18 protein-coding genes and 2 pseudogenes are annotated in these 19,435 nt (G+C 41.0%); 7 read left to right on the top strand and 13 right to left on the bottom strand.

From position 1 onward, the window contains the following. Window positions 1-348 (bottom strand): annotated as a pseudogene (locus tag CWC16_RS08340) (transposase); the annotation flags it as partial. Window positions 349-475: 127 nt separating this feature from the next. Here CWC16_RS08340 and CWC16_RS08345 point away from each other — a divergent pair. Continuing rightward, window positions 476-688 (top strand): annotated as a pseudogene (locus CWC16_RS08345) (PQQ-dependent sugar dehydrogenase); the annotation flags it as partial. Window positions 689-743: 55 nt separating this feature from the next. Here CWC16_RS08345 and CWC16_RS08350 read toward each other — a convergent pair. From CWC16_RS08350 to lrp, 9 genes are all read right to left on the bottom strand, one after another. Then, entirely contained in the window at window positions 744-1,175 is a 432-nt protein-coding gene (locus CWC16_RS08350) for a hypothetical protein (RefSeq protein ID WP_138541208.1), read from the bottom strand. Window positions 1,176-1,759: 584 nt separating this feature from the next. After that, window positions 1,760-2,695 carry a hypothetical protein gene (locus CWC16_RS20235; RefSeq protein WP_249929197.1) on the bottom strand — a complete coding sequence of 312 codons (936 nt, stop codon included), beginning with the start codon at window positions 2,693-2,695 and terminating at the stop codon, window positions 1,760-1,762. A gap of 119 nt (window positions 2,696-2,814) precedes the next feature. Beyond that, window positions 2,815-3,129, bottom strand: coding sequence for a CC0125/CC1285 family lipoprotein (locus tag CWC16_RS08365; protein ID WP_138541209.1), 315 nt, complete (start codon window positions 3,127-3,129; stop codon window positions 2,815-2,817). Window positions 3,130-3,480: 351 nt separating this feature from the next. Next, the gene (gene serS / locus CWC16_RS08370; protein WP_055014307.1) at window positions 3,481-4,785 is read right to left on the bottom strand and encodes a serine--tRNA ligase; all 1,305 of its coding nucleotides are present in this window, start codon (window positions 4,783-4,785) and stop codon (window positions 3,481-3,483) included. An 8-nt stretch (window positions 4,786-4,793) separates the two neighbouring features. Further along, window positions 4,794-5,174 carry a fluoride efflux transporter CrcB gene (crcB, locus tag CWC16_RS08375; RefSeq protein ID WP_138541210.1) on the bottom strand — a complete coding sequence of 127 codons (381 nt, stop codon included), beginning with the start codon at window positions 5,172-5,174 and terminating at the stop codon, window positions 4,794-4,796. After that, on the bottom strand, window positions 5,167-6,510 hold the full coding sequence (locus CWC16_RS08380) for a replication-associated recombination protein A (RefSeq protein ID WP_138541211.1): 1,344 nt from the start codon (window positions 6,508-6,510) through the stop codon (window positions 5,167-5,169). The genes crcB and CWC16_RS08380 overlap by 8 nt, the downstream gene beginning before the upstream one ends. Further along, window positions 6,503-7,129: an outer membrane lipoprotein periplasmic chaperone LolA gene (lolA, locus tag CWC16_RS08385; RefSeq protein ID WP_138541212.1), complete on the bottom strand. Its 627-nt coding sequence runs from the start codon at window positions 7,127-7,129 to the stop codon at window positions 6,503-6,505. The genes CWC16_RS08380 and lolA overlap by 8 nt, the downstream gene beginning before the upstream one ends. After that, window positions 7,129-9,657 (bottom strand): DNA translocase FtsK, encoded by a 2,529-nt coding sequence (locus tag CWC16_RS08390; protein ID WP_138541213.1) that lies wholly within the window; start codon window positions 9,655-9,657, stop codon window positions 7,129-7,131. Before CWC16_RS08390 ends, lolA begins: the two co-directional genes overlap by 1 nt. Before the next feature lie 154 nt (window positions 9,658-9,811). After that, window positions 9,812-10,291, bottom strand: a complete 480-nt coding sequence (lrp, locus tag CWC16_RS08395; RefSeq protein WP_004586747.1) for a leucine-responsive transcriptional regulator Lrp — start codon at window positions 10,289-10,291, stop codon at window positions 9,812-9,814. A 142-nt stretch (window positions 10,292-10,433) separates the two neighbouring features. On the opposite strand from lrp, the gene ald reads away from it, so the two are divergent. Further along, complete coding sequence (gene ald, locus CWC16_RS08400) at window positions 10,434-11,555, top strand: alanine dehydrogenase (RefSeq protein WP_138541214.1); 1,122 nt, start codon at window positions 10,434-10,436, stop codon at window positions 11,553-11,555. A 115-nt stretch (window positions 11,556-11,670) separates the two neighbouring features. Here ald and pssA read toward each other — a convergent pair whose 3' ends face one another. Continuing rightward, window positions 11,671-12,996 carry a CDP-diacylglycerol--serine O-phosphatidyltransferase gene (pssA, locus tag CWC16_RS08405; protein WP_138541215.1) on the bottom strand — a complete coding sequence of 442 codons (1,326 nt, stop codon included), beginning with the start codon at window positions 12,994-12,996 and terminating at the stop codon, window positions 11,671-11,673. Window positions 12,997-13,283: 287 nt separating this feature from the next. Between pssA and trxB the strand changes: the two genes are divergently transcribed. The 4 genes from trxB (at window position 13,284) to infA (ending at window position 16,053) form a co-directional block, all read left to right on the top strand. Beyond that, window positions 13,284-14,234, top strand: coding sequence for a thioredoxin-disulfide reductase (gene trxB, locus CWC16_RS08410; RefSeq protein WP_138541216.1), 951 nt, complete (start codon window positions 13,284-13,286; stop codon window positions 14,232-14,234). A 96-nt stretch (window positions 14,235-14,330) separates the two neighbouring features. Next, window positions 14,331-15,047, top strand: a complete 717-nt coding sequence (aat, locus tag CWC16_RS08415; protein WP_138541217.1) for a leucyl/phenylalanyl-tRNA--protein transferase — start codon at window positions 14,331-14,333, stop codon at window positions 15,045-15,047. Further along, complete coding sequence (locus tag CWC16_RS08420; RefSeq protein ID WP_138541218.1) at window positions 15,040-15,744, top strand: arginyltransferase; 705 nt, start codon at window positions 15,040-15,042, stop codon at window positions 15,742-15,744. Before aat ends, CWC16_RS08420 begins: the two co-directional genes overlap by 8 nt. A 90-nt stretch (window positions 15,745-15,834) precedes the next feature. Beyond that, entirely contained in the window at window positions 15,835-16,053 is a 219-nt protein-coding gene (gene infA / locus CWC16_RS08425) for a translation initiation factor IF-1 (protein WP_002962494.1), read from the top strand. Window positions 16,054-16,295: 242 nt separating this feature from the next. Here infA and clpA read toward each other — a convergent pair whose 3' ends face one another. Both clpA and clpS read right to left on the bottom strand, forming a co-directional pair. Next, window positions 16,296-18,557, bottom strand: a complete 2,262-nt coding sequence (gene clpA, locus CWC16_RS08430) for an ATP-dependent Clp protease ATP-binding subunit ClpA (protein ID WP_138541219.1) — start codon at window positions 18,555-18,557, stop codon at window positions 16,296-16,298. Window positions 18,558-18,625: 68 nt separating this feature from the next. Further along, window positions 18,626-18,934 (bottom strand): ATP-dependent Clp protease adapter ClpS, encoded by a 309-nt coding sequence (gene clpS, locus CWC16_RS08435; RefSeq protein ID WP_004586754.1) that lies wholly within the window; start codon window positions 18,932-18,934, stop codon window positions 18,626-18,628. Between the two features lie 209 nt (window positions 18,935-19,143). Between clpS and cspD the strand changes: the two genes are divergently transcribed. Further along, the gene (cspD, locus tag CWC16_RS08440) at window positions 19,144-19,362 is read left to right on the top strand and encodes a cold shock domain-containing protein CspD (RefSeq protein ID WP_004586755.1); all 219 of its coding nucleotides are present in this window, start codon (window positions 19,144-19,146) and stop codon (window positions 19,360-19,362) included. Window positions 19,363-19,435: the final 73 nt, after the last annotated feature.

Here is a 19,435-nt window from a genome sequence, read left to right on the forward strand (position 1 = left end):
TTTACCTAGCTTTTCGCCCTGAATGTACTTTTGCGTAAGTACGGTGCCTTTGCACAGCTTGTGCCACCGAATAACAATCGCCTTATCATTAAGCCTATTCGCTTTTTTATTATCAACATACAGTACTAAATGGGTATGGTTACTCATTTCGGCATAAGCGCACACATCAATACAAAATATCTTGGCTAATTCAAGTAGCTTATCTTCAACCCAGCCTCGTCGATGCGCGTAAGATTGACCTGTAATGTGGTCTTCGCCACACAGAAAAGCACGTCGAACACAGCGCGAGACACAGTGGTAATATTTTGTATCAACCAAACTTACTTGTCGCTTTCTTGCAATTGCCATAAGACACACTACTTGTTTTTTATACTGATGAAAGCCTAGTACTACGTTTGCTAAACTGCAAAATTAAGATGGGTGTCTTGTTTATTCATTCCCTAAACTGCAAAATTAAGATGGGTGTCTTGTTTATTCATTCCCTTCACTTCAAAAACATGTACTAATCACCACACTCGTTGATAAAAAGCTCTACAGCGTTAATTTAGAAAATGGCCAATTCACCCAATTGCATATCTTTCCAGAAGCACCAAGACGATTAAGAGACGTGTATATCACAGCCGAAGGTAACGTAGCGGTATTAATGGATGGAAAAGATGCTGAGCTGATGTTGTTTAGAGAAAATTAATTTAAATGAAATAACCAACAATAAAGCTAATGGTAAAAAGAAAGACCTGACCCCATTATTTTTTGTCTCTATATTTTTTTAACCAAGCATTATATTTTCTTTTGTTTTTGTATTTTACTTCTAACATATCAGCAGAAATCATTGCCTGACCAAGTGTGGCTAATGCTTGGCCACATCTATTTAAATGGACAGATTCATCATCACCTTGATCATGGTGCTTGACTAAATTTCTAGCGCTATTTCTAATTTTACGAAATTTACCTCTAGGTATTTTTTGATGACCTTCCTCCGCTAAATCGTAGTTCATTAACTCATGTATCAAGTTAAAAGAGTTCTTACCAAGCTTTGCATCAGCCAAAGCAGTAAAGACTTCTTCAGCCGCACCAGCTAGAGTTAAGCAAGATATATATCTTCCATTTACTAGCATATCTATCGCATCTTCTAATTGCTCTTTAGCCAAATTTATTTTTTTACTATGGTTAGCCAATTAAAACCTCACAGTCGATAGATTGAATAGACACATAACGCCTGAATAATATGTGAGCTAGTTTGGCAGTTTTATTGCGGTGTTTGCAACTAAAAATGACAAACTAAAGTGAATCCCTATTTATTCTCTTGTTATGTTTTTTTGTACAAATAATACCTAAACTAAAAAGCTTGAAGCAATGCTGCTAAGCCTAATATTTGAGGGGTGTTATTAAATAAGCCAGCAACCACAACTGTTAATGATATTGCGATATAAAAAGCATAAAAGCCGCTAGTGTATTTTTTACAAACCAATGAACTGAAAAGCCAACCACTACTCAACCAACGATTGAAATTAGTAGATAAACGCTAATATAAAGTAAAAAAGTAACGGCAGTCCAAATATATCATCAAGTTATGAAGGTGCCAGTCCATTAAATAAAAACCAAACGGCGATTCCTATACCAACATAGCCAATACTTTTTATTACAGCACTATCCCAGTTACTTGAACTCAACTACGACTCCCTGAAAACATAACGCTTTTTATAAACGGCGCTTTTTTTTGCGCGTCCAGTGAAGGCCGTTTTTTTGGCCGTAATGATGTTTACATTGCATTATTTTTTAACAGTAAATGAGACAATAACAGTGGCAGTAAATTCTCAATTAATTGAGAATTTCTTTCGCTAGTTTTATCTAATAAAACCCAACCATCAGTTCCCAAAACTTCGATTGATTTAAGGGTTATACTTTCAACTTTAGGACTTTTAAAGCACCAATCACCTGATACCCGAAAGATTCCAAAATCTGTATTTATGCGGCTAATATTAAATAATTGCACAAACCCTCTGTGTAAATATAACATTGCGTTAAGCAGACAAAAATAGCTCGCTATTAACATGTTAGATGCTCGTTTATAGCTAAACATTGCTAGTAAAGCGAACACTGTAAACAAAACTACATACAAGAAACCTTCAAAACTACTATTTAAAAAACTGTCGTCTATTTTTTTGTCCGACAAACTGAGAAAGCGTAGCTGAAAGTTGAAAATTAATAGATACAGCCCCCAAAAAGAGCCTATTATCCATTTGTAGAACTTCACTCTAGCGTTAATACGTTGTTCGACTTTCTCAAGGTTATTTTCTAAAAGTTTTATGTCTGACTCACTTTGCACTCCATTTTTATCAAGTATATCGACAATTTTATTAACACTAACCTCAGTCGCTCCATAAAATGCGTAACTACTAGGTGTTGAAAAAGTTTTTAATAACAATATCCCCCATATGCACATATTGAATAATATGAGAAATACCTCTTGAGGCATTTCCATGTTCGATGAAAACAGTGTCAATAGCATCATTAATGCAAAGCTTGTAAAAGACCACACAGCCATAGGTTTGGTAAAGTCACCGAAGCCTACCTTTAGATAGGCTAAAGGATAAACAAAAAGTCGTTGAACTGGTTTCAGCAAACTTCGATTTACAGAAAATCCTAATAAAGCGGATTCTGAAGCTTCTAATATTTCTTTTGTTTTTATAAACACTTGACCAAATCCTATTACAGCTTAACGCCTACTTAAGCGGAAAAATATAGTTGGCTAAAATGTTGAACGGAGTGAAAACAGCCAACTGTATTTTTTCCGTTAGAAGTTCTTGTTAGCATTTATTTGCACTGAATTTCGGCTTTTAACCAAGGATGATCTATCGAAGTGATACCACCAAGGAAAATACCGCCATCCGTTTTTCCTTTATCTTCACTTACAACATCATAACCATTAGGACACAATTCTGAAGCACGTTTACTCCAAAACGTTTTAAGCATTTCGGTTGAAGTTGTGCCATTCCCATAGTACTCAACCATGTAATTGTTTTCGCCTAGTTCTTTATCTTTGTAACCACCAGACCAAGTATGTGCTTGATAGCCTGTTGCACATCCAGTTAATAATAAACATCCTGTAATTAGGGCTAAATATTTCATTTTTACTCCATACTCGATTTGAATGCTAACAACTTTGTATCCGACATTTGTCGCTTTATAAACCGACAAATGTCCAAATATTACGAAGTATCTAATTTAACCAGCGAATAGACACATGTAAACAACTAGTTAGCTGTCATTTAAATTTACTAGATGTGGGAAAACACCAAAATGGTAGAGATCAGTAATATTGAACAAAAGAGTAATGTACTAATAAATAACAAAACATAGATTTTTTCTTTCCCCATTAACCTCGAACCTTTACTTTTACCCATAACAAAAAGCCGCTGTTCGTTTAAAACAGCGGCTTTTCTACTTAAAGCTGATAGCTAAAAACTGACAGCTTGTATTTTAAGCTTTACCAATCACTTCAAGCCCACCCATGTATGGCCGTAATACTTCTGGTACGACTACTGAACCATCTGCTTGTTGGTAGTTTTCTAGTATGGCGACTAGTGTACGACCAACCGCTAAACCTGAACCATTTAGTGTATGGAGTAACTCTGGTTTTTTAGCGCCTTCACGGCGAAAACGTGCCTGCATACGGCGCGCTTGGAAATCGACCATGTTTGAACAAGACGAAATTTCGCGGTAAGTATCTTGCGCCGGTAACCATACTTCTAAGTCGTATGTTTTAGCTGCGCCAAAGCCCATGTCGCCCATACATAAAATTACTTTACGGTATGGTAGTTCTAGTGCTTGTAGTATTTGCTCTGCGTGGCCTGTTAGCTCTTCAAGCGCTTGCATTGAATCTTCAGGTTTTACTAGTTGTACTAGTTCAACTTTATCAAACTGGTGCTGGCGAATTAAGCCGCGTGTATCGCGACCGTAGCTACCTGCTTCACTTCTAAAACATGGCGTGTGCGCAGTTAAGCGAATTGGTAAATCACTTTCTTCGTAAATTTCGTCGCGTGCGCTGTTTGTAAGCGGTACTTCTGCTGTAGGGATTAAGCTAAAGCCAGCTTGTTGTTCGCCGTCGTCGTTTACTAGGCCTAATGTATGGAATAAATCGCCTGCAAACTTAGGTAATTGGCTTGTGCCGTAAAGGCTTGCGCTATTTACTAAGTACGGTACATACATTTCTGTATAGCCGTTTTTGTCTGTGTGGGTATCTAGCATGTATTGCGTAAGTGCACGGTGCATACGCGCTACTTGGCCACGCATTACTGTAAAGCGTGCGCCACTAATTTTAACGCCCATTTCAAAGTCTAGGCCGTTTAGGTCTTGGCCTACGTCTACGTGATCTTTTACTTCAAAGTCGTACTTTTTAGGCGTGCCCCAAGTAAGTATTTCAACGTTGTCGTCTTCATCAGCGCCTTCTGGTACTGATTCGTCTGGCAAGTTTGGAATTGCTAATGCAATGTCGTTAATGGCGTTTAATACTTCGTCTTGCGCTTTTTTAGTTGCGTCTAATTCGCTACCTAAATTTGCCACTGCGTCTAATAGTGGCTGTGCGTCTTCGCCTTTCGCTTTTGCTTGACCAATGGCTTTAGCACTGGCGTTACGTTGACTTTGAAGCTCTTGCGTTTTTACTTGTAATGTTTTGCGTTGCTCTTCAAGTTCTGTCACTTTTGCAACATCAAGCTCGTAGCCACGAGCCGCTAGGCGTGCTGCAGTTTGCTCAACGTCTTGTCGTAAATATTTAGAATCTAACATGTTAGTTTTTAACCTTTTTGCATTACCAGCTGAAGGCCCAGCCAAGCCATAAAAATACAGATCATCACATTTAAGATGATATTGAGGGCCATTTTAATAAAGTGACCTTGTTGTAACAACAACAACGAGTCCATTGAGAATGTTGAGAAGGTGGTTAACGCACCTAAAAAGCCAATACCAATAAGGGTTTTAGCGGGGCTTGCGGTGATAATTTCTTTATCTATCAAACCGTACAAAATGCCCATTAACAATGAACCCAGAATATTAACCGTCAACGTGCCAAAAGGGAATCCCCTACCGAGGAGTTTTAGCATGCTTTCGCTAATAAAAAACCGTAAACACGCACCTGAGGCTCCGCCAAGGGCGATCATCATATAAAGTTTAATCATTTTCGTATCGTTTATGTGGGCTTTGCGCATCGCGCTCTTTTAGGTAAGCGAGTTTTTGTTTAATTTTTTGCTCAAGGCCGCGCTCGCTCGGTAAGTAATATTTCTTACCTTCCATTTCTGGTGGTAAGTATTTTTCACCTGCGGCAAAGGCGCCCTCTTCGTTATGCGCATAACGATACTCGGCGCCATAGCCTAAATCTTTCATTAGGTTTGTAGGCGCGTTTCGTAAATGCTCAGGCACTGGGTAACTTGGCTCATTTTTGGCATCTGCCTTTGCTTGGTTAAACGCCATATAAACGGCATTACTTTTAGGTGCGCTGGCTAAATATAAGGTAGCTTGTGCAATGGCGCGCTCGCCCTCACTTGGGCCTACACGCTGAAATATATCCCATGCGTTTAACGCCACTTCCATTGCCCGCGGGTCGGCGTTCCCTATGTCTTCTGTGGCAATGGCAAGTAAACGCCGTGCTACATAAAGTGGGTCACCGCCGCCGGCTAAAATACGGCAATACCAATACAGCGCGCCATCGGGTGAGCTGCCTCGTACTGATTTATGAAAAGCCGATATTAAATCGTAAAATTCATCGCCGCCTTTATCGTATTTAGCTAAATGGGTTGGCAGTACTTGGCTTAATACGTGCTCATCTACGTTGTATGTGCCGTTTTGCTCACTCGTTAAATCAACCGCTTGCTCAAGTAAGTTTAATACTTTACGGGCATCGCCGCCGCTTGCTTGGCAAAGCGCCTGTTTGGCGTTATCGGCAATAACAATGTTTTTTTGGTTTAGTTGCTCATCTTGCTTAAGTGCGCGCTCTATCACAGTGTATAAGTCGGTATCGGCTAGCGACTTTAAAACATACACGCGTGCACGCGACAAAATAGCGTTGTTAAGTGCAAATGAGGGGTTTTCGGTTGTCGCGCCTACAAATATAAAAGTGCCGTCTTCTATGTGAGGTAAAAATGCATCTTGCTGCGATTTATTAAAACGGTGTACTTCGTCAACAAACATAAGCGTGCGCTGCCCGCGGCTTTGTAGGTTATCGTGCGCTTGCGTTACGCTGTCGCGAATATCTTTTACGCCTGCGGTCACAGCCGACATTTGTATAAGTTCGGCATCGGCGTGGTTTGAAATAATTTGCGCAAGGGTGGTTTTACCTACCCCAGGCGGCCCCCACAAAATTAAGCTGTGGCAACGCCCTGCAACAATGGCTTGGTGCAAGGGCTTGTCGCTACTTAGTAAATGCTGCTGACCTATGTATTCGTCAAGCGTTGTTGGGCGCATACGCGCCGCAAGTGGGCGTACATCGGGCCCAAAGTTAAAGCCTAAATTACTCACCGTTACTCTGATCGTCTATTTCTACACCCTCTGGTGGGGTAAATTCAAAGGTGCTTGTATCAAGCGCGGTATTTACTTGTGCATTGTTAAAACTAAACGATGAAAGCTGACCAGAATTATCCGTCACAACTAACTTAGCAAGGCCTTGCTCGTTACCTGCAAAGGTAATATCAAGTTGCTCTACTTGGCTTTCTACGCCTTTATTTGGCGTTACACTAAAGCCAGAGTCTGTGGCTTGAACACTGTATTTTTCCCATTGTGCAGGGTCTTTTGAGGTAAGCAATACAAACGGTGTTGAGTCTATAAGGCTGTGGGTATCCATAATAGTTACTTGCTCAGCAAAGCTGTCGAAGTAATAGGTTTTGTCGCCATTTGATACAAATAAGGTATCATCTGGGTTTGTTTGCTGCCAGCGGATCATCATTGGCTGTTTAAGGGCAATTGTGCCCTCGCCTTGCATAACCGATTGGCCTTGCGAGTCGGTTACGTTTTGAGAAAACTGCGCTTTAAAACTTTTAAGGGTGGCGAGTTTGTCTTGCAGTGCTTGGCTGTCGTCAGCAAAGCTAGGCGTGGTAATTAAACTGCCAAGCACTAATAATAAACTGTTTAATTTTTTCATTAATTTGCTCCATTAGGTACTAATACATCGCGAGCGCCGTTGTGGCCAGGCGAACTCACGATACCCGATGTTTCCATTTGTTCTACTAGTCGTGCTGCACGGTTATAGCCAACACGCAATTTACGTTGTACTGACGATACCGATACTTTGCCAGTTTCGATTACAAACGCAACGGCTTCGTCGTAAAGTGGATCTGATTCGTCATCTGCGTTTTCATTGGTTTCACCTGGTAATAAAACATCTTCTGTTGCATCACCATTTAAAATTTCATCAATGTAATTAGGTTTACCACGTGCTTTCCAATCGTTAACTACCGCATGTACTTCATGGTCGTCAACAAATGCGCCATGCACACGTTCAGGTACGCTTGTGCCTGGCGGTAAATAAAGCATGTCACCCATACCTAATAGGTTTTCGGCGCCTTGCTGGTCGAGTATGGTACGCGAGTCTATTTTACTCGACACCTGAAATGCCATTCTCGTAGGTATATTGGCTTTAATTAAGCCGGTAATTACATCTACCGATGGGCGCTGTGTTGCCAGTACTAAGTGTATACCTGCGGCACGTGCTTTTTGCGCAATACGGGCAATTAGCTCTTCAACTTTTTTACCTACAATCATCATCATGTCGGCAAATTCGTCAATAACCACCACTATACTCGGTAGTTTGTCTAGCTCGTCAGGGCCTTCTTTCATGCCGTCGGTGTCTTTGAATAATGGGTCAAGGATTGGGTAACCCGCCTCTTTGGCTTCCATCACTTTTTGGTTGTAACCTTTTAAGTTACGCACGCCCAGCGCCGACATTAACTTATAACGGCGCTCCATTTCGCCTACACACCAACGCAGCGCGTTGGCCGCTTCTTTCATATCGGTAACAACTTCACACAATAGGTGCGGAATACCTTCATAAACCGAAAGCTCAAGCATTTTCGGGTCAATCATGATCATCCGAACATCATCAGGGCCCGATTTGTACAGTAAGCTTAATATCATTACATTAACGCCCACTGACTTACCTGAACCTGTGGTACCCGCTACCAGTAAGTGGGGCATTTTACCTAAATCGGCACACACAGGTTGCCCTGCAATATCTTTACCTAATACCATGGTTAGAGGCGATGGATTTTGCTCAAATTTAGGGGCGTTAATGACCTCAGATAAACGTACGATTTCGCGGTATTTATTAGGCAGCTCTATCCCTATATATGTTTTACCCGGGATCACCTCAACCACACGTACGCTAATAGCAGAAAGCGAACGGGCTAAATCTTTTGATAAGCCCGTAATTTTAGACACCTTAATACCTGGCGCTAAATCAAGCTCAAAACGTGTTACAACTGGCCCTGGGTACACCCCTACTACAGTGGCTTGTACGTTAAAGTCGAGTAATTTTGTTTCAACCAGGCGCGATACACTTTCAAGCTCTTCTTGTGATATCGGGTTTTTTGCTTTGTCGGGTCTGTCGAGTAAATCAAGCGACGGTAATGGCCCTGGCGGTGGCTCTTTATCAAGTAACTCTTCAAATTTTTCTTTGGCTGTTGGCGGTGGCTGATACGCAGGTTTTGGCTTAGGCATTGGCCTTGCTGGCGATACCACCGTGGTAACTGGTTTTTCAGGCTCAACAACTTGGCTTTGATCCAGTGCATTTAACGCAGCCGCTGTATCCATCGGCTCATCGTCTATGGCGCTAAAGCCAATTTCTTGGTCGAGTATATCGTCTAGCTCATCAAATGGGCTGTAGTCATCACTAATTTGCGGCTCGCTAAAGGTAGGCTGCTCTTTAGTAATAGCTTTTTGTTTAGCTGGTTTTTTACTTTTAGCAAGCTCTTGTTCAAATTCTGATGATTGCTCGTGTGTGGTATCGCTTTGCTCATAATCGTCAGGGTCATCATTAAATTGGGCATCGGCCTGTACAGGGCTTGCCGCAATGCGCTCTCGTTGCATCCAACCTTGGGCGTAATTAAAAGCATAGCGGTAGCCTCTAACCACTAAATCACCAAGGTAGTCTACAAATTCAACCCATGACACGCCGGTTAATAAGGTAAGCCCAGCAAAAAAGAAGCACAATAATAAAATAGAGGTACCGGTAAAGTTAAATGCTGGCATCATGGCCGATGCAATCACATCACCCACTACCCCACCGGATGAAAAGTTATAAATATCATCGAAGTTAATGCTGCTAATTGCCGTTGCCGAGGTAATAAATAATGCAAAGCCAATAACACGCAAGGCAAGTGTGGTGTAATCGAGCTGTAAAATACGATGAGGTTGCTTAAACAGTAAATAGCCAAACAGCTGAATAGCGGCCGGCACTAAATAAGCAAGCCAGCCAAATGAAAGTAATAATATATCGGCCACCCAAGCACCAGCAGTGCCTGTAATATTTTTTACGTTTCTAAATTCACCCGTTTGCGACCACGCAGGGTCAGCGGGATCAAAGCTGATTAAAGCACATAAAATGAATATTGCCGCAAAGGTGCTGATGATCAGCCCTGTTTCTAATAGTCTTTGCACACCGTTTAGGCGCATAACTTCCTATCCCTCTTTATTGTTCTATTGGCACTTGCTTGCAATCAAATACCTTAGCAGGAAATGCAATTTGATGCACTTTATCTTAATGTGTATGGCCTGATTATGAACAAGTTTTTATAAATTAGAGTGTGTTTATCTTTTGCGGTTAAATTTACGCAATGTAAGGGCGAATAATTACGCCGTCTTCACCTTTTACTTCTTCCATTACTACATAGGTGCGGCTTTCACTCACGTTTGGCAGCTTTAAAAGAATGTCGCCTAGTACACCGCGGTATTCTGACATATCGTTTACGCGTGTTTTTAATAAAAAATCAAAATTACCCGATACCAAGTGACACTCTATTATCTCTTCGTGCTGTTTAACCGCCGCACTAAACTCATCAAATACGTCGGGCGATGTTTTGGTAATGGTTACCTCAACATACACCGATAAGCCTTGGCCAAGCTTTGCCGGATCTACCACTGCTTTGTAGCCAAGTATGTAGCCTTCACGTTCTAACTTTTTTACGCGCTCCAGACAGGGCGTGGCGCTCAGGCCAACTCGTCGGGCCAGTTCTACATTAGAAAGGCGTCCATCGTGCTGTAATTCCATTAAAATTTTACGGTCAATTCTATCTAATAACTGATGCATACACCCAACTAGTTTAATATTCTGTTTATTTTTATTATTTAGATAATAACACTGGTTACCCTTTTAAAAAAGGTGAGACACACTGCCTTATGATGAATATAATAGTGAAAAATGTTAATCCGTTCTTAATAAGGCAAATTTTATGATTATTGGTGTACCTAAAGAAATTAAAAACCATGAATACCGTGTAGGTATGGTTCCTGCGAGTGTTCGTGAATTAGTAAATCACGGCCACCAAGTGATTGTTGAAACAGATGCAGGTATGGGCATTGGTTTTACTAACGAAGATTACACACAAGCTGGCGCTGAAATTTTAGCCACTGCAGCTGATGTTTTTGCAAAAGCAGACATGATCGTAAAAGTAAAAGAGCCGCAAGCTGTTGAGCGTGCAATGCTACGCGAAGACCAAATTTTATTTACTTACCTTCACCTTGCACCTGATCTTCCGCAAACTGAAGACCTTGTTAAAAGCAAAGCGATTTGTATTGCTTACGAAACAGTGACTGATGCACGTGGCGGCTTACCGCTTCTTGCACCAATGAGTGAAGTAGCAGGTCGTATGTCTATTCAGGCCGGTGCACAAGCGCTTGAAAAATCTAACCACGGCCGTGGCATGCTACTTGGCGGCGTACCAGGTGTTGAAGCTGCAAAAGTTGTTGTTATTGGCGGCGGCATGGTGGGTCGTAGTGCAGCGCAAATGGCTGTTGGCATGGGCGCAGACGTTGTTGTACTTGACCGCAACATCGATGTACTTCGTGCACTAGACGCGCAGTTTGGTAACAAAGTTAAAGCGATTTACTCAACTGCCGATGCACTTGAAAAACATGTACTAGAAGCAGACCTAGTAATTGGTGGCGTACTAATCCCAGGTGCAGCGGCACCTAAGCTTGTTACAGCTGATCACATTAAAGCCATGAAGCCAGGCGCTGCAATTGTGGATGTTGCTATTGACCAAGGTGGCTGTATTGCTACTTCTAAAGCAACTACACACGCTGATCCAACATACATTGTTGATGACGTTGTGCACTACTGTGTAGCTAACATGCCTGGCGCTGTTCCACGTACATCTACGTTTGCACTTAACAATGCAACATTGCCGTTTATTATTAACCTTGCAAACAAAGGTTACAAAAAGGCACTACTAGATGACGCGCACTTCTTAAAAGGCTTAAACGTAATTAAAGGCCAAGTAACTTACAAAGAAGTAGCTGAAGCGTTCAACATGGAATATGTTGACCCACGTACTGCAGTAGAAAACGCGTAATTTTGCGTTTAGTCGTTAGGTGTTATTTAATAAAATAGTTACCTAACTACAAACAATAAAAAAGCAGCTAATTAGCTGCTTTTTTTGTATCTAAATTTCGACTATATAAAGTAATTTATATAAAACGCTTAATTATAAAATCCACTTTTACGCGTTTAGCCTGACCAAGTAGCTTTTTAACCGGCTGTGGGTAGTCTTCTACTGTTTCTAAATCATTTGGACCAGTTAAACGGCGGCAGTGTTTTAAAATTTCCTGCTTTTCATTATCTATGGCTTGCATAATACTTTGCTGTGGGTCTTCAATTAAAATACCGTTTTCAATATCAAGCCCCCACGCCCGCGGATTAAGATTGTGGCCGCTTAATAAGTGGCGTTGTCGGTCTGCGCAAATACCTTTTAAGTGAAACGAGTTACTCTCGTGCTTCCATAAGTACACATTTAAATTGCCGTTATCTATATGGCGCTTTTGCGATTTTACAAATTTATGCAAAATGGTTTCGTATAAATACGGTAATGCACCAATTTTACTAAACGGCTCACTTGGCGGCAGGTAAAAATCGTTCGCCGTTTTATCACCTACTACAATGGTTACCTGCTTACCTTGTTTTAATAATCTACGAAGCGAGCGCATAAGCGGCGCCGGAAAATTAAAATACGGTGTGTAAAGTACAAGCTCTTGCTCTGTGGTATCAAACAAATTTTTAATTAATCGGTTAAGGCTATTATTACGACGCCCTAAACCTAAAAACAAACGCACACCGAGTGGGTCGGTATTGGCCGTAGTTGGGTTTGCATAACTGGCCGACTTTAGCTCGCGCATTAATTGCTTTTGTTCAAACTTAAAGTCTATTAAGCGCTTAAGCGGGCGTGTATCAATACGTGGCACGGCTTGCGAGCCTATTAGCTTAGACTCAATAAAATCAACCACAGAGTCGCACAGTGCTGCTTGGTCAACTAAAAAATAACGGTCGAGCCTGTAGCGTTCGTGATATTGTAAGTACACGTTATTTAAGCTGGCGCCGCTGTATAATAAAGTATCATCTACAACAAAGCCTTTAAGGTGTAACACACCAAACAACTCTTTGGCTTTGACCGGTACACCGTAAACCTGTACGTTCGATTTAAATTTTTCTAAATAGTCACAATATAAACTTGCGTTACCGTCTGATTTTGCTGCACCAATAAGACCACGTTGAGCACGATGAAAATCAACCAACACTTTTATTTCAAGGTTGGGGTTTGCCAACGACACACGATGCAGCGCTTCGAGTATTTCACGCCCTGCTTCGTCATCTTGTAAATAAAGTGCCGTAATGTAGATTCTTTGTTTTGCATTGCTAATTAAACGTAGCAATTGCGTACGGTACTCTTGTGCGTTGGTTAAGACGTTAACGTCTTTTGAAGTCAACCCAAATGCGGGTTTTTCCTGCCAAAATAACATAGTTGCCTATTCACTAAGGTCACATAATCTATCAGTGACAAATAAAATTAGGTAAAACATATCAAAAAAATACTAACGGGTCATGAATTAACGAAGCTTTGTTGCTCATCTGTTTGTTTTTTAACCTTAACACAGGCTTTTTTTTCATTTACTGCAAGGTCAGTACATAATATTGCACAGCTTTTAATTTTGTCAGAAAAAAATATTCACATAATTTGTTTACTTGTGCCTTGTTTTTCTTAGAATCGAAGCCATTAAGTTCAGTATTAAACGTTTAGGAAAAGATCATGACTGAAGCAAAACACTCTAAGTTACTAATTTTAGGCTCTGGCCCTGCGGGTTACACTGCCGCAGTATATGCCGCACGTGCAAATTTAAACCCAGTTTTAATTACCGGTATTCAACAAGGTGGCCAATTAACGACCACAACTGAAGTTGAAAACTGGCCAGGCGATGCGCACGGTTTAACAGGCCCTGCATTAATGGACCGTATGAAAGAGCACGCTGAGCGCTTTGAAACGGAAATTGTGTTTGACCACATTAATAAAGTAGATGTGTCTAAGCGCCCTTTCACGCTTACTGGCGACCAAGGTACTTACACATGTGATGCATTAATTATTGCCACAGGTGCGTCGGCTAAATACTTAGGCTTAGAGTCTGAAACTAACTTTCAAGGTCGTGGTGTATCTGCATGTGCTACGTGTGATGGTTTTTTCTATAAAGGGCGTAAAGTTGCCGTTGTAGGGGGTGGTAACACAGCAGTAGAAGAAGCGCTTTACTTATCTAACATTGCGGATGAAGTACACGTTATTCACCGTCGTGATAGCTTCCGCAGTGAAAAAATTCTTGCTGATCGCCTTAACGAAAAAGCGCAAAATGGTAACGTAGTATTGCATTACAACCGAACGCTAGACGAAGTTCTTGGCGATGACATGGGCGTAACTGGCGTTCGTATTAAAGATACGCAATCTGATTCAACCGAAGAGCTTGACTTAGCCGGTGTGTTTATTGCTATCGGCCATAAGCCAAACACCGACATGTTTGAAGGCCAACTAGAGATGAAAGACGGCTATTTAGTGGTTGAGTCTGGTCTTAACGGTAACGCTACTCAAACAAGCGTATCTGGCGTATTTGCCGCAGGTGACGTGTCTGATCACATTTACCGTCAAGCAATTACATCTGCAGGTACAGGTTGTATGGCAGCCCTGGATGCAGAACGTTTCTTAGATAATCTGTAATCACGTTAAATATTTTAAAAGAGGCTGATAATTCAGCCTTTTTTTATGCCTAAAATGTAGTTACACTTTTATGATAATTAATAAATTAAGCCCTCTATGAGAAACCAGCTATACCAACTCAGTGAAACCGATATAGCATTTCCAAATCCCGAATATGCACTTACCTCCCCCGATGGACTGCTTGCCATAGGCGGCGATTTATCTGTAAAGCGATTAAGTAACGCCTATAAAATGGGGATTTTTCCGTGGTTTAGCGAAGGTGAGCCCATTATGTGGTGGTCGCCAAGTGAACGCGGAATTGTAGAGCTAAATGACTTTCATATAAGTAAAAGCTTGCGTAAACATTTAAAAAAGCACCCAGTAAAAGTAACCATTAACAATGCCTTTGCTGAGGTGATAGAAGCGTGCTGTGAGCAACGTATAGACACCGAAGGCACGTGGATAACAAACGACATGTTAAGCGCTTATATTGCTGCACATGACGCTAAAATTGCGCATAGTGTTGAGGTATGGCAAAACGGCGAACTTGCCGGTGGGCTTTATGGCATTATGCAAAATGGCATATTTTGTGGCGAGTCGATGTTTCATCATCAAACTAATTGCTCAAAACTCGCCATGTGGGCGTTAGTAAATTGGTTAAAACGACATAACGCACATTTTATTGACTGCCAACTAGAAAACCCCTATTTAACCTCTTTAGGTGCAAAAGTGATCCCTCGCTCAGAGTTTTTGACTAGACTTAAATTAGCAGGTTCTTACAGCCTCAACCCGATGATGTGGCAGCCACAGGAGTTAATAGCAATTTATGAGTGAGCACATACCTTCTCGCGTAGGCCTTAGCCAAGAGTTTGCTTGTAGCTATTTACCTGACAGGCAAGAACAATTATTGGTAATACTTGACCCTACCTGTTACAGCACGCAAAAATTTGAGATGCTTTTATCGCTCGGCTTTAGGCGTAGCGGTAACCAAATTTACCGACCTCATTGCCCTTCGTGTAGTGCCTGTAATTCTGTACGCGTGTTAGCTCAAGAGTTTGTTCCGTCAAAATCCCAAAAACGAAAACTTAATAAAGTAAAAGCACACTTTGAAGTTAAATACACCCAGGCTAAGCGCGAAGAATATTACCCACTTTATAGTAAATACATTTCATTACGTCACAGCGATGGCACTATGTTCCCCCCTAATATAGAGCAATTTCAAAGTTTTTTATTTTGTAGCTGGCTAGAAATAACGTTTATTGAACTTTGGCACCAAGACACTTTAGTTGCAGTAGCCGTAACCGATTGTATGGATAACGCTGTTTCAGCTATTTATACGTTTTTCGATCCCGACTTTGAGCACTACAGTTTAGGCACTGTGATGATTTTACAGCAGCTCGAATTTGCCAAACAACAAAATAAAGAATTTGTGTATTTGGGCTACCAAATCGATGAATGCACCAAAATGAAATACAAAACTCAGTTTTTACCCGCGCAAAAACACGTTAATGACCAGTGGTTGGCTATTTAATTTGCAAAAATGCCCGCTGCGCCTTTACTTATTGGCGTATTTTGGGCAAAATCTGCAGCGTTTAACTATTAAAGAGGTGTTACGCTAAACATGGCGAAAGAAGACGTAATCGAAATGCAAGGGACAGTCCTTGATACTTTACCAAATACAATGTTCCGAGTTGAGCTAGAAAATGGTCACGTAGTTGTGGCTCATATTTCAGGTAAAATGCGCAAAAACTACATCCGTATTTTAACCGGCGATAAAGTAACGGTAGAAATGACGCCTTACGATTTATCGAAAGGTCGTATCGTATTCCGTGCTCGCTAAGTGCGTAAACGAGATTTAGTTTTTGGCTAGTGAATAACTAGCTTAAAGCGTTTATTAAATGTAATTGATGGTGCTGACTAGCAATTACATTTAATAAACAAAAAACCCAGCTTTTGCTGGGTTTTTTGTTGCCTATAAAAAGGCAAAAAAAGCCCACGCGTATCGCGCAGGCTAGTTTGTATACCCATTCGCATAATTAAGTTACTGTTTAGCGGATGGGTATTATAAGTGAATGCTCTTATTTAAGCGGGTGTTAAATTGCTTTCATAGTCAAAGTTAATTTTCTTATCTTTAACTGACACTTTAACAGTACCGCCATCAACCAGCTCACCAAAGAGTATTTCATTAGCCAACGGCTTTTTAAGCTCATCTTGAATAACACGTGCCATTGGGCGTGCCCCCATCGCTTTGTCGTAGCCTTTGTCTGCTAACCATTCACGCGCTTTAGAGGTCAGTTCAAGGTTAACCGACTTTTTATCTAGTTGTGCTTGCAGCTCAACTACAAACTTGTCAACCACTTGCAAGATAACCTCTTTTTCAAGGTGGTTAAACCAAATAATATTATCTAAGCGGTTTCTAAATTCGGGTGAAAATACCTTGTTAATTTCGCTCATTGCATCATGCGTATGATCTTGCTCGGTAAAGCCAATCGATTTGCGTGTTGTTTCTTGCACACCGGCATTGGTTGTCATAACCACAACCACGTTTCTAAAGTCCGCTTTACGACCATTGTTATCGGTTAACGTACCGTGATCCATGACTTGCAGTAGTATGTTGTAAATATCTGGATGCGCTTTTTCAATTTCATCCAATAACACAACTGCATGGGGATTTTTAATAACGGCTTCGGTGAGTAAACCACCTTGTTCAAAACCAACATACCCAGGAGGCGCACCAATTAGACGGCTCACTGCATGGCGCTCAACGTACTCTGACATATCAAAGCGAATAAACTCTACGCCCATACACTTAGCAAGCTGTTTAGTCACCTCTGTTTTACCAACACCCGTTGGCCCAGCAAATAAGAACGAGCCTACTGGCTTATCTTCGTTTGCAAGCCCCGAGCGAGATAAACGAATCGCAGACGTTAGCGCGTCGATAGACTGATCTTGCCCAAACACCAACATTTTAAGATTACGATCAAGATTTTTGAGGGTTTCTTTATCAGTAGATGACACACTTTGCGCCGGAATACGGGCCATTTTGGCAATGATTGATTCAATATCTGATACACCAATGGTTTTTTTGCGCTTAGAGCTTGGCTGTAAACGCTGGTTAGCACCGGCTTCGTCTATTACATCAATGGCTTTATCAGGTAAGTGACGCTCATTAATGTATTTAGCACTTAACTCTGCAGCTGCTTTTAGTGCTTTTTGCGTGTAACGAATGCCATGGTGTTCTTCATAACGCTCTTTTAAACCATTTAAAATTTTAGTGGTATCAGCCACACTCGGTTCAAGTACATCAATTTTTTGGAAACGGCGTACTAACGCACGGTCTTTTTCAAAAATATTTTTGTACTCATTGTAAGTGGTTGAGCCCATACAACGTAACTGCCCGCTCGAAAGTAGCGGTTTAAGTAAGTTAGATGCATCCATAACACCACCCGATGCAGCACCTGCACCAATAATAGTGTGTATTTCATCAATAAATAATATTGAGTTAGGTTTAGCTTGTAACTCTTTTAACAGGCTCTTAAAGCGTTTTTCAAAGTCGCCGCGGTATTTAGTGCCGGCAAGCAATGCGCCTATATCAAGTGAGTAGACAACAGCATCGGCAATCACTTCAGGCACTTGCTCGTTAACAATACGATACGCAAGGCCCTCTGCAATGGCTGTTTTACCAACGCCGGCTTCACCAACAAGCAATGGGTTATTCTTTTTACGGCGACATAAAACCTGCACCGTACGCTCTACTTCACTGTCACGACCTACTAATGGATCTATGTTGCCGTCTTTAGCTTGCGCATTTAAGTTAGTGGTAAAGCTATCTAACTTACTTGCTTCTTCGTTTTGAACCTCTTGTACTTCTTCATGAATATCGTCAGTGTCATCACCTAACTCATCATCGGATTTAGAAATACCATGAGAAATAAAATTCACTATATCTAAGCGAGAAATATCACTTTTCTTAAGTAGATATACCGCTTGGCTTTCCTGTTCAGAAAAGATAGCAACAAGGACGTTTACACCCGTTACTTCGTTTTTACCTGATGATTGAACATGAAAAACTGCACGCTGAAGCACGCGCTGAAAGCCCAGTGTTGGTTGGGTTTCGCGTTCTTCTTCTAAGTCGGGAATAACCGGTGTGGTTTCGTCTATGAATTCTAATAGCTCGGTTTTTAAACCTGAAATATCAACCCCACAGGCGTTTAACGCTTCGCCTGCTGAAGGGTTATCTAAAAGCGCAAGTAAAAGGTGTTCTACCGTCATAAACTCATGGCGGCGTGTGCGCGCTTCACGAAACGCGGCATTTAACGTTAGTTCTAAGTCTTTGTTTAGCATTGGCAACCCCTTACTGAGATAATTATTTTATACCATAACAATGAGATGATTGATCACCTAATTGGTATTTATTCCTGCTCACAACTACAAAGCAGTGGATGCTCGTTATCCCGTGCATAACGGTTAACTTGTTCCGCTTTGGTATGGGCTACATCGGCGCTAAATACACCGCATATCCCCTTCCCTTTTTCGTGAACTTGTAGCATCACATCAGTTGCTCTATCGCTATCCATATTGAAAAACGTCATTAGAACTTCTATTACAAAGTCCATTGGCGTGTAGTCGTCGTTATTTAAAACAACTTTGTATTTTCGCGGTGGTTGCAGCTTTTGCTTTTCACTATCGCGAACTGTGTCTATGACACCTGAATCTTTCATACCACTCATAATTAAATATAGTCTTGTCTTTAGAACTCAAGCAAACTTGAATAAAAAATAAATAAAATGTTAAAAAAATAACACAAAACACTTGACTGACTGGCCAAATAAACTACAGTCAGAAGTAGATTGATTAATCCTTAGTCAGTCTAGCAAATTATACGGTTTAGAATAACTAAATTAGTCAACTTATAGAAGGATGTAGAAGTATGGCTTGTGGTAAAGTCAAATGGTTCAACAACGCCAAAGGTTTTGGTTTCATCGTAGAAGACGGCTGCGAGAATGATATTTTCGCTCATTACTCAACGATTGTAATGGACGGTTATAAGACACTTAAAGCTGGTCAAGATGTAACATTCGAGCTAGAACAAGGCCCTAAGGGCTTACACGCTAAAAACATAGCCCCTAACGGCGACATTTTAGAGTGATCAAAAATTTGTTCGACTAAAGCGAGCGACCTAATTTAGATCCTCGCTTAATTCCCCACTTACCATTCAACTC

The sequence above is a fragment of the Pseudoalteromonas sp. S3776 genome (assembly GCF_005886915.1).
In the GTDB taxonomy this organism is placed as follows: Bacteria; Pseudomonadota; Gammaproteobacteria; order Enterobacterales; family Alteromonadaceae; genus Pseudoalteromonas.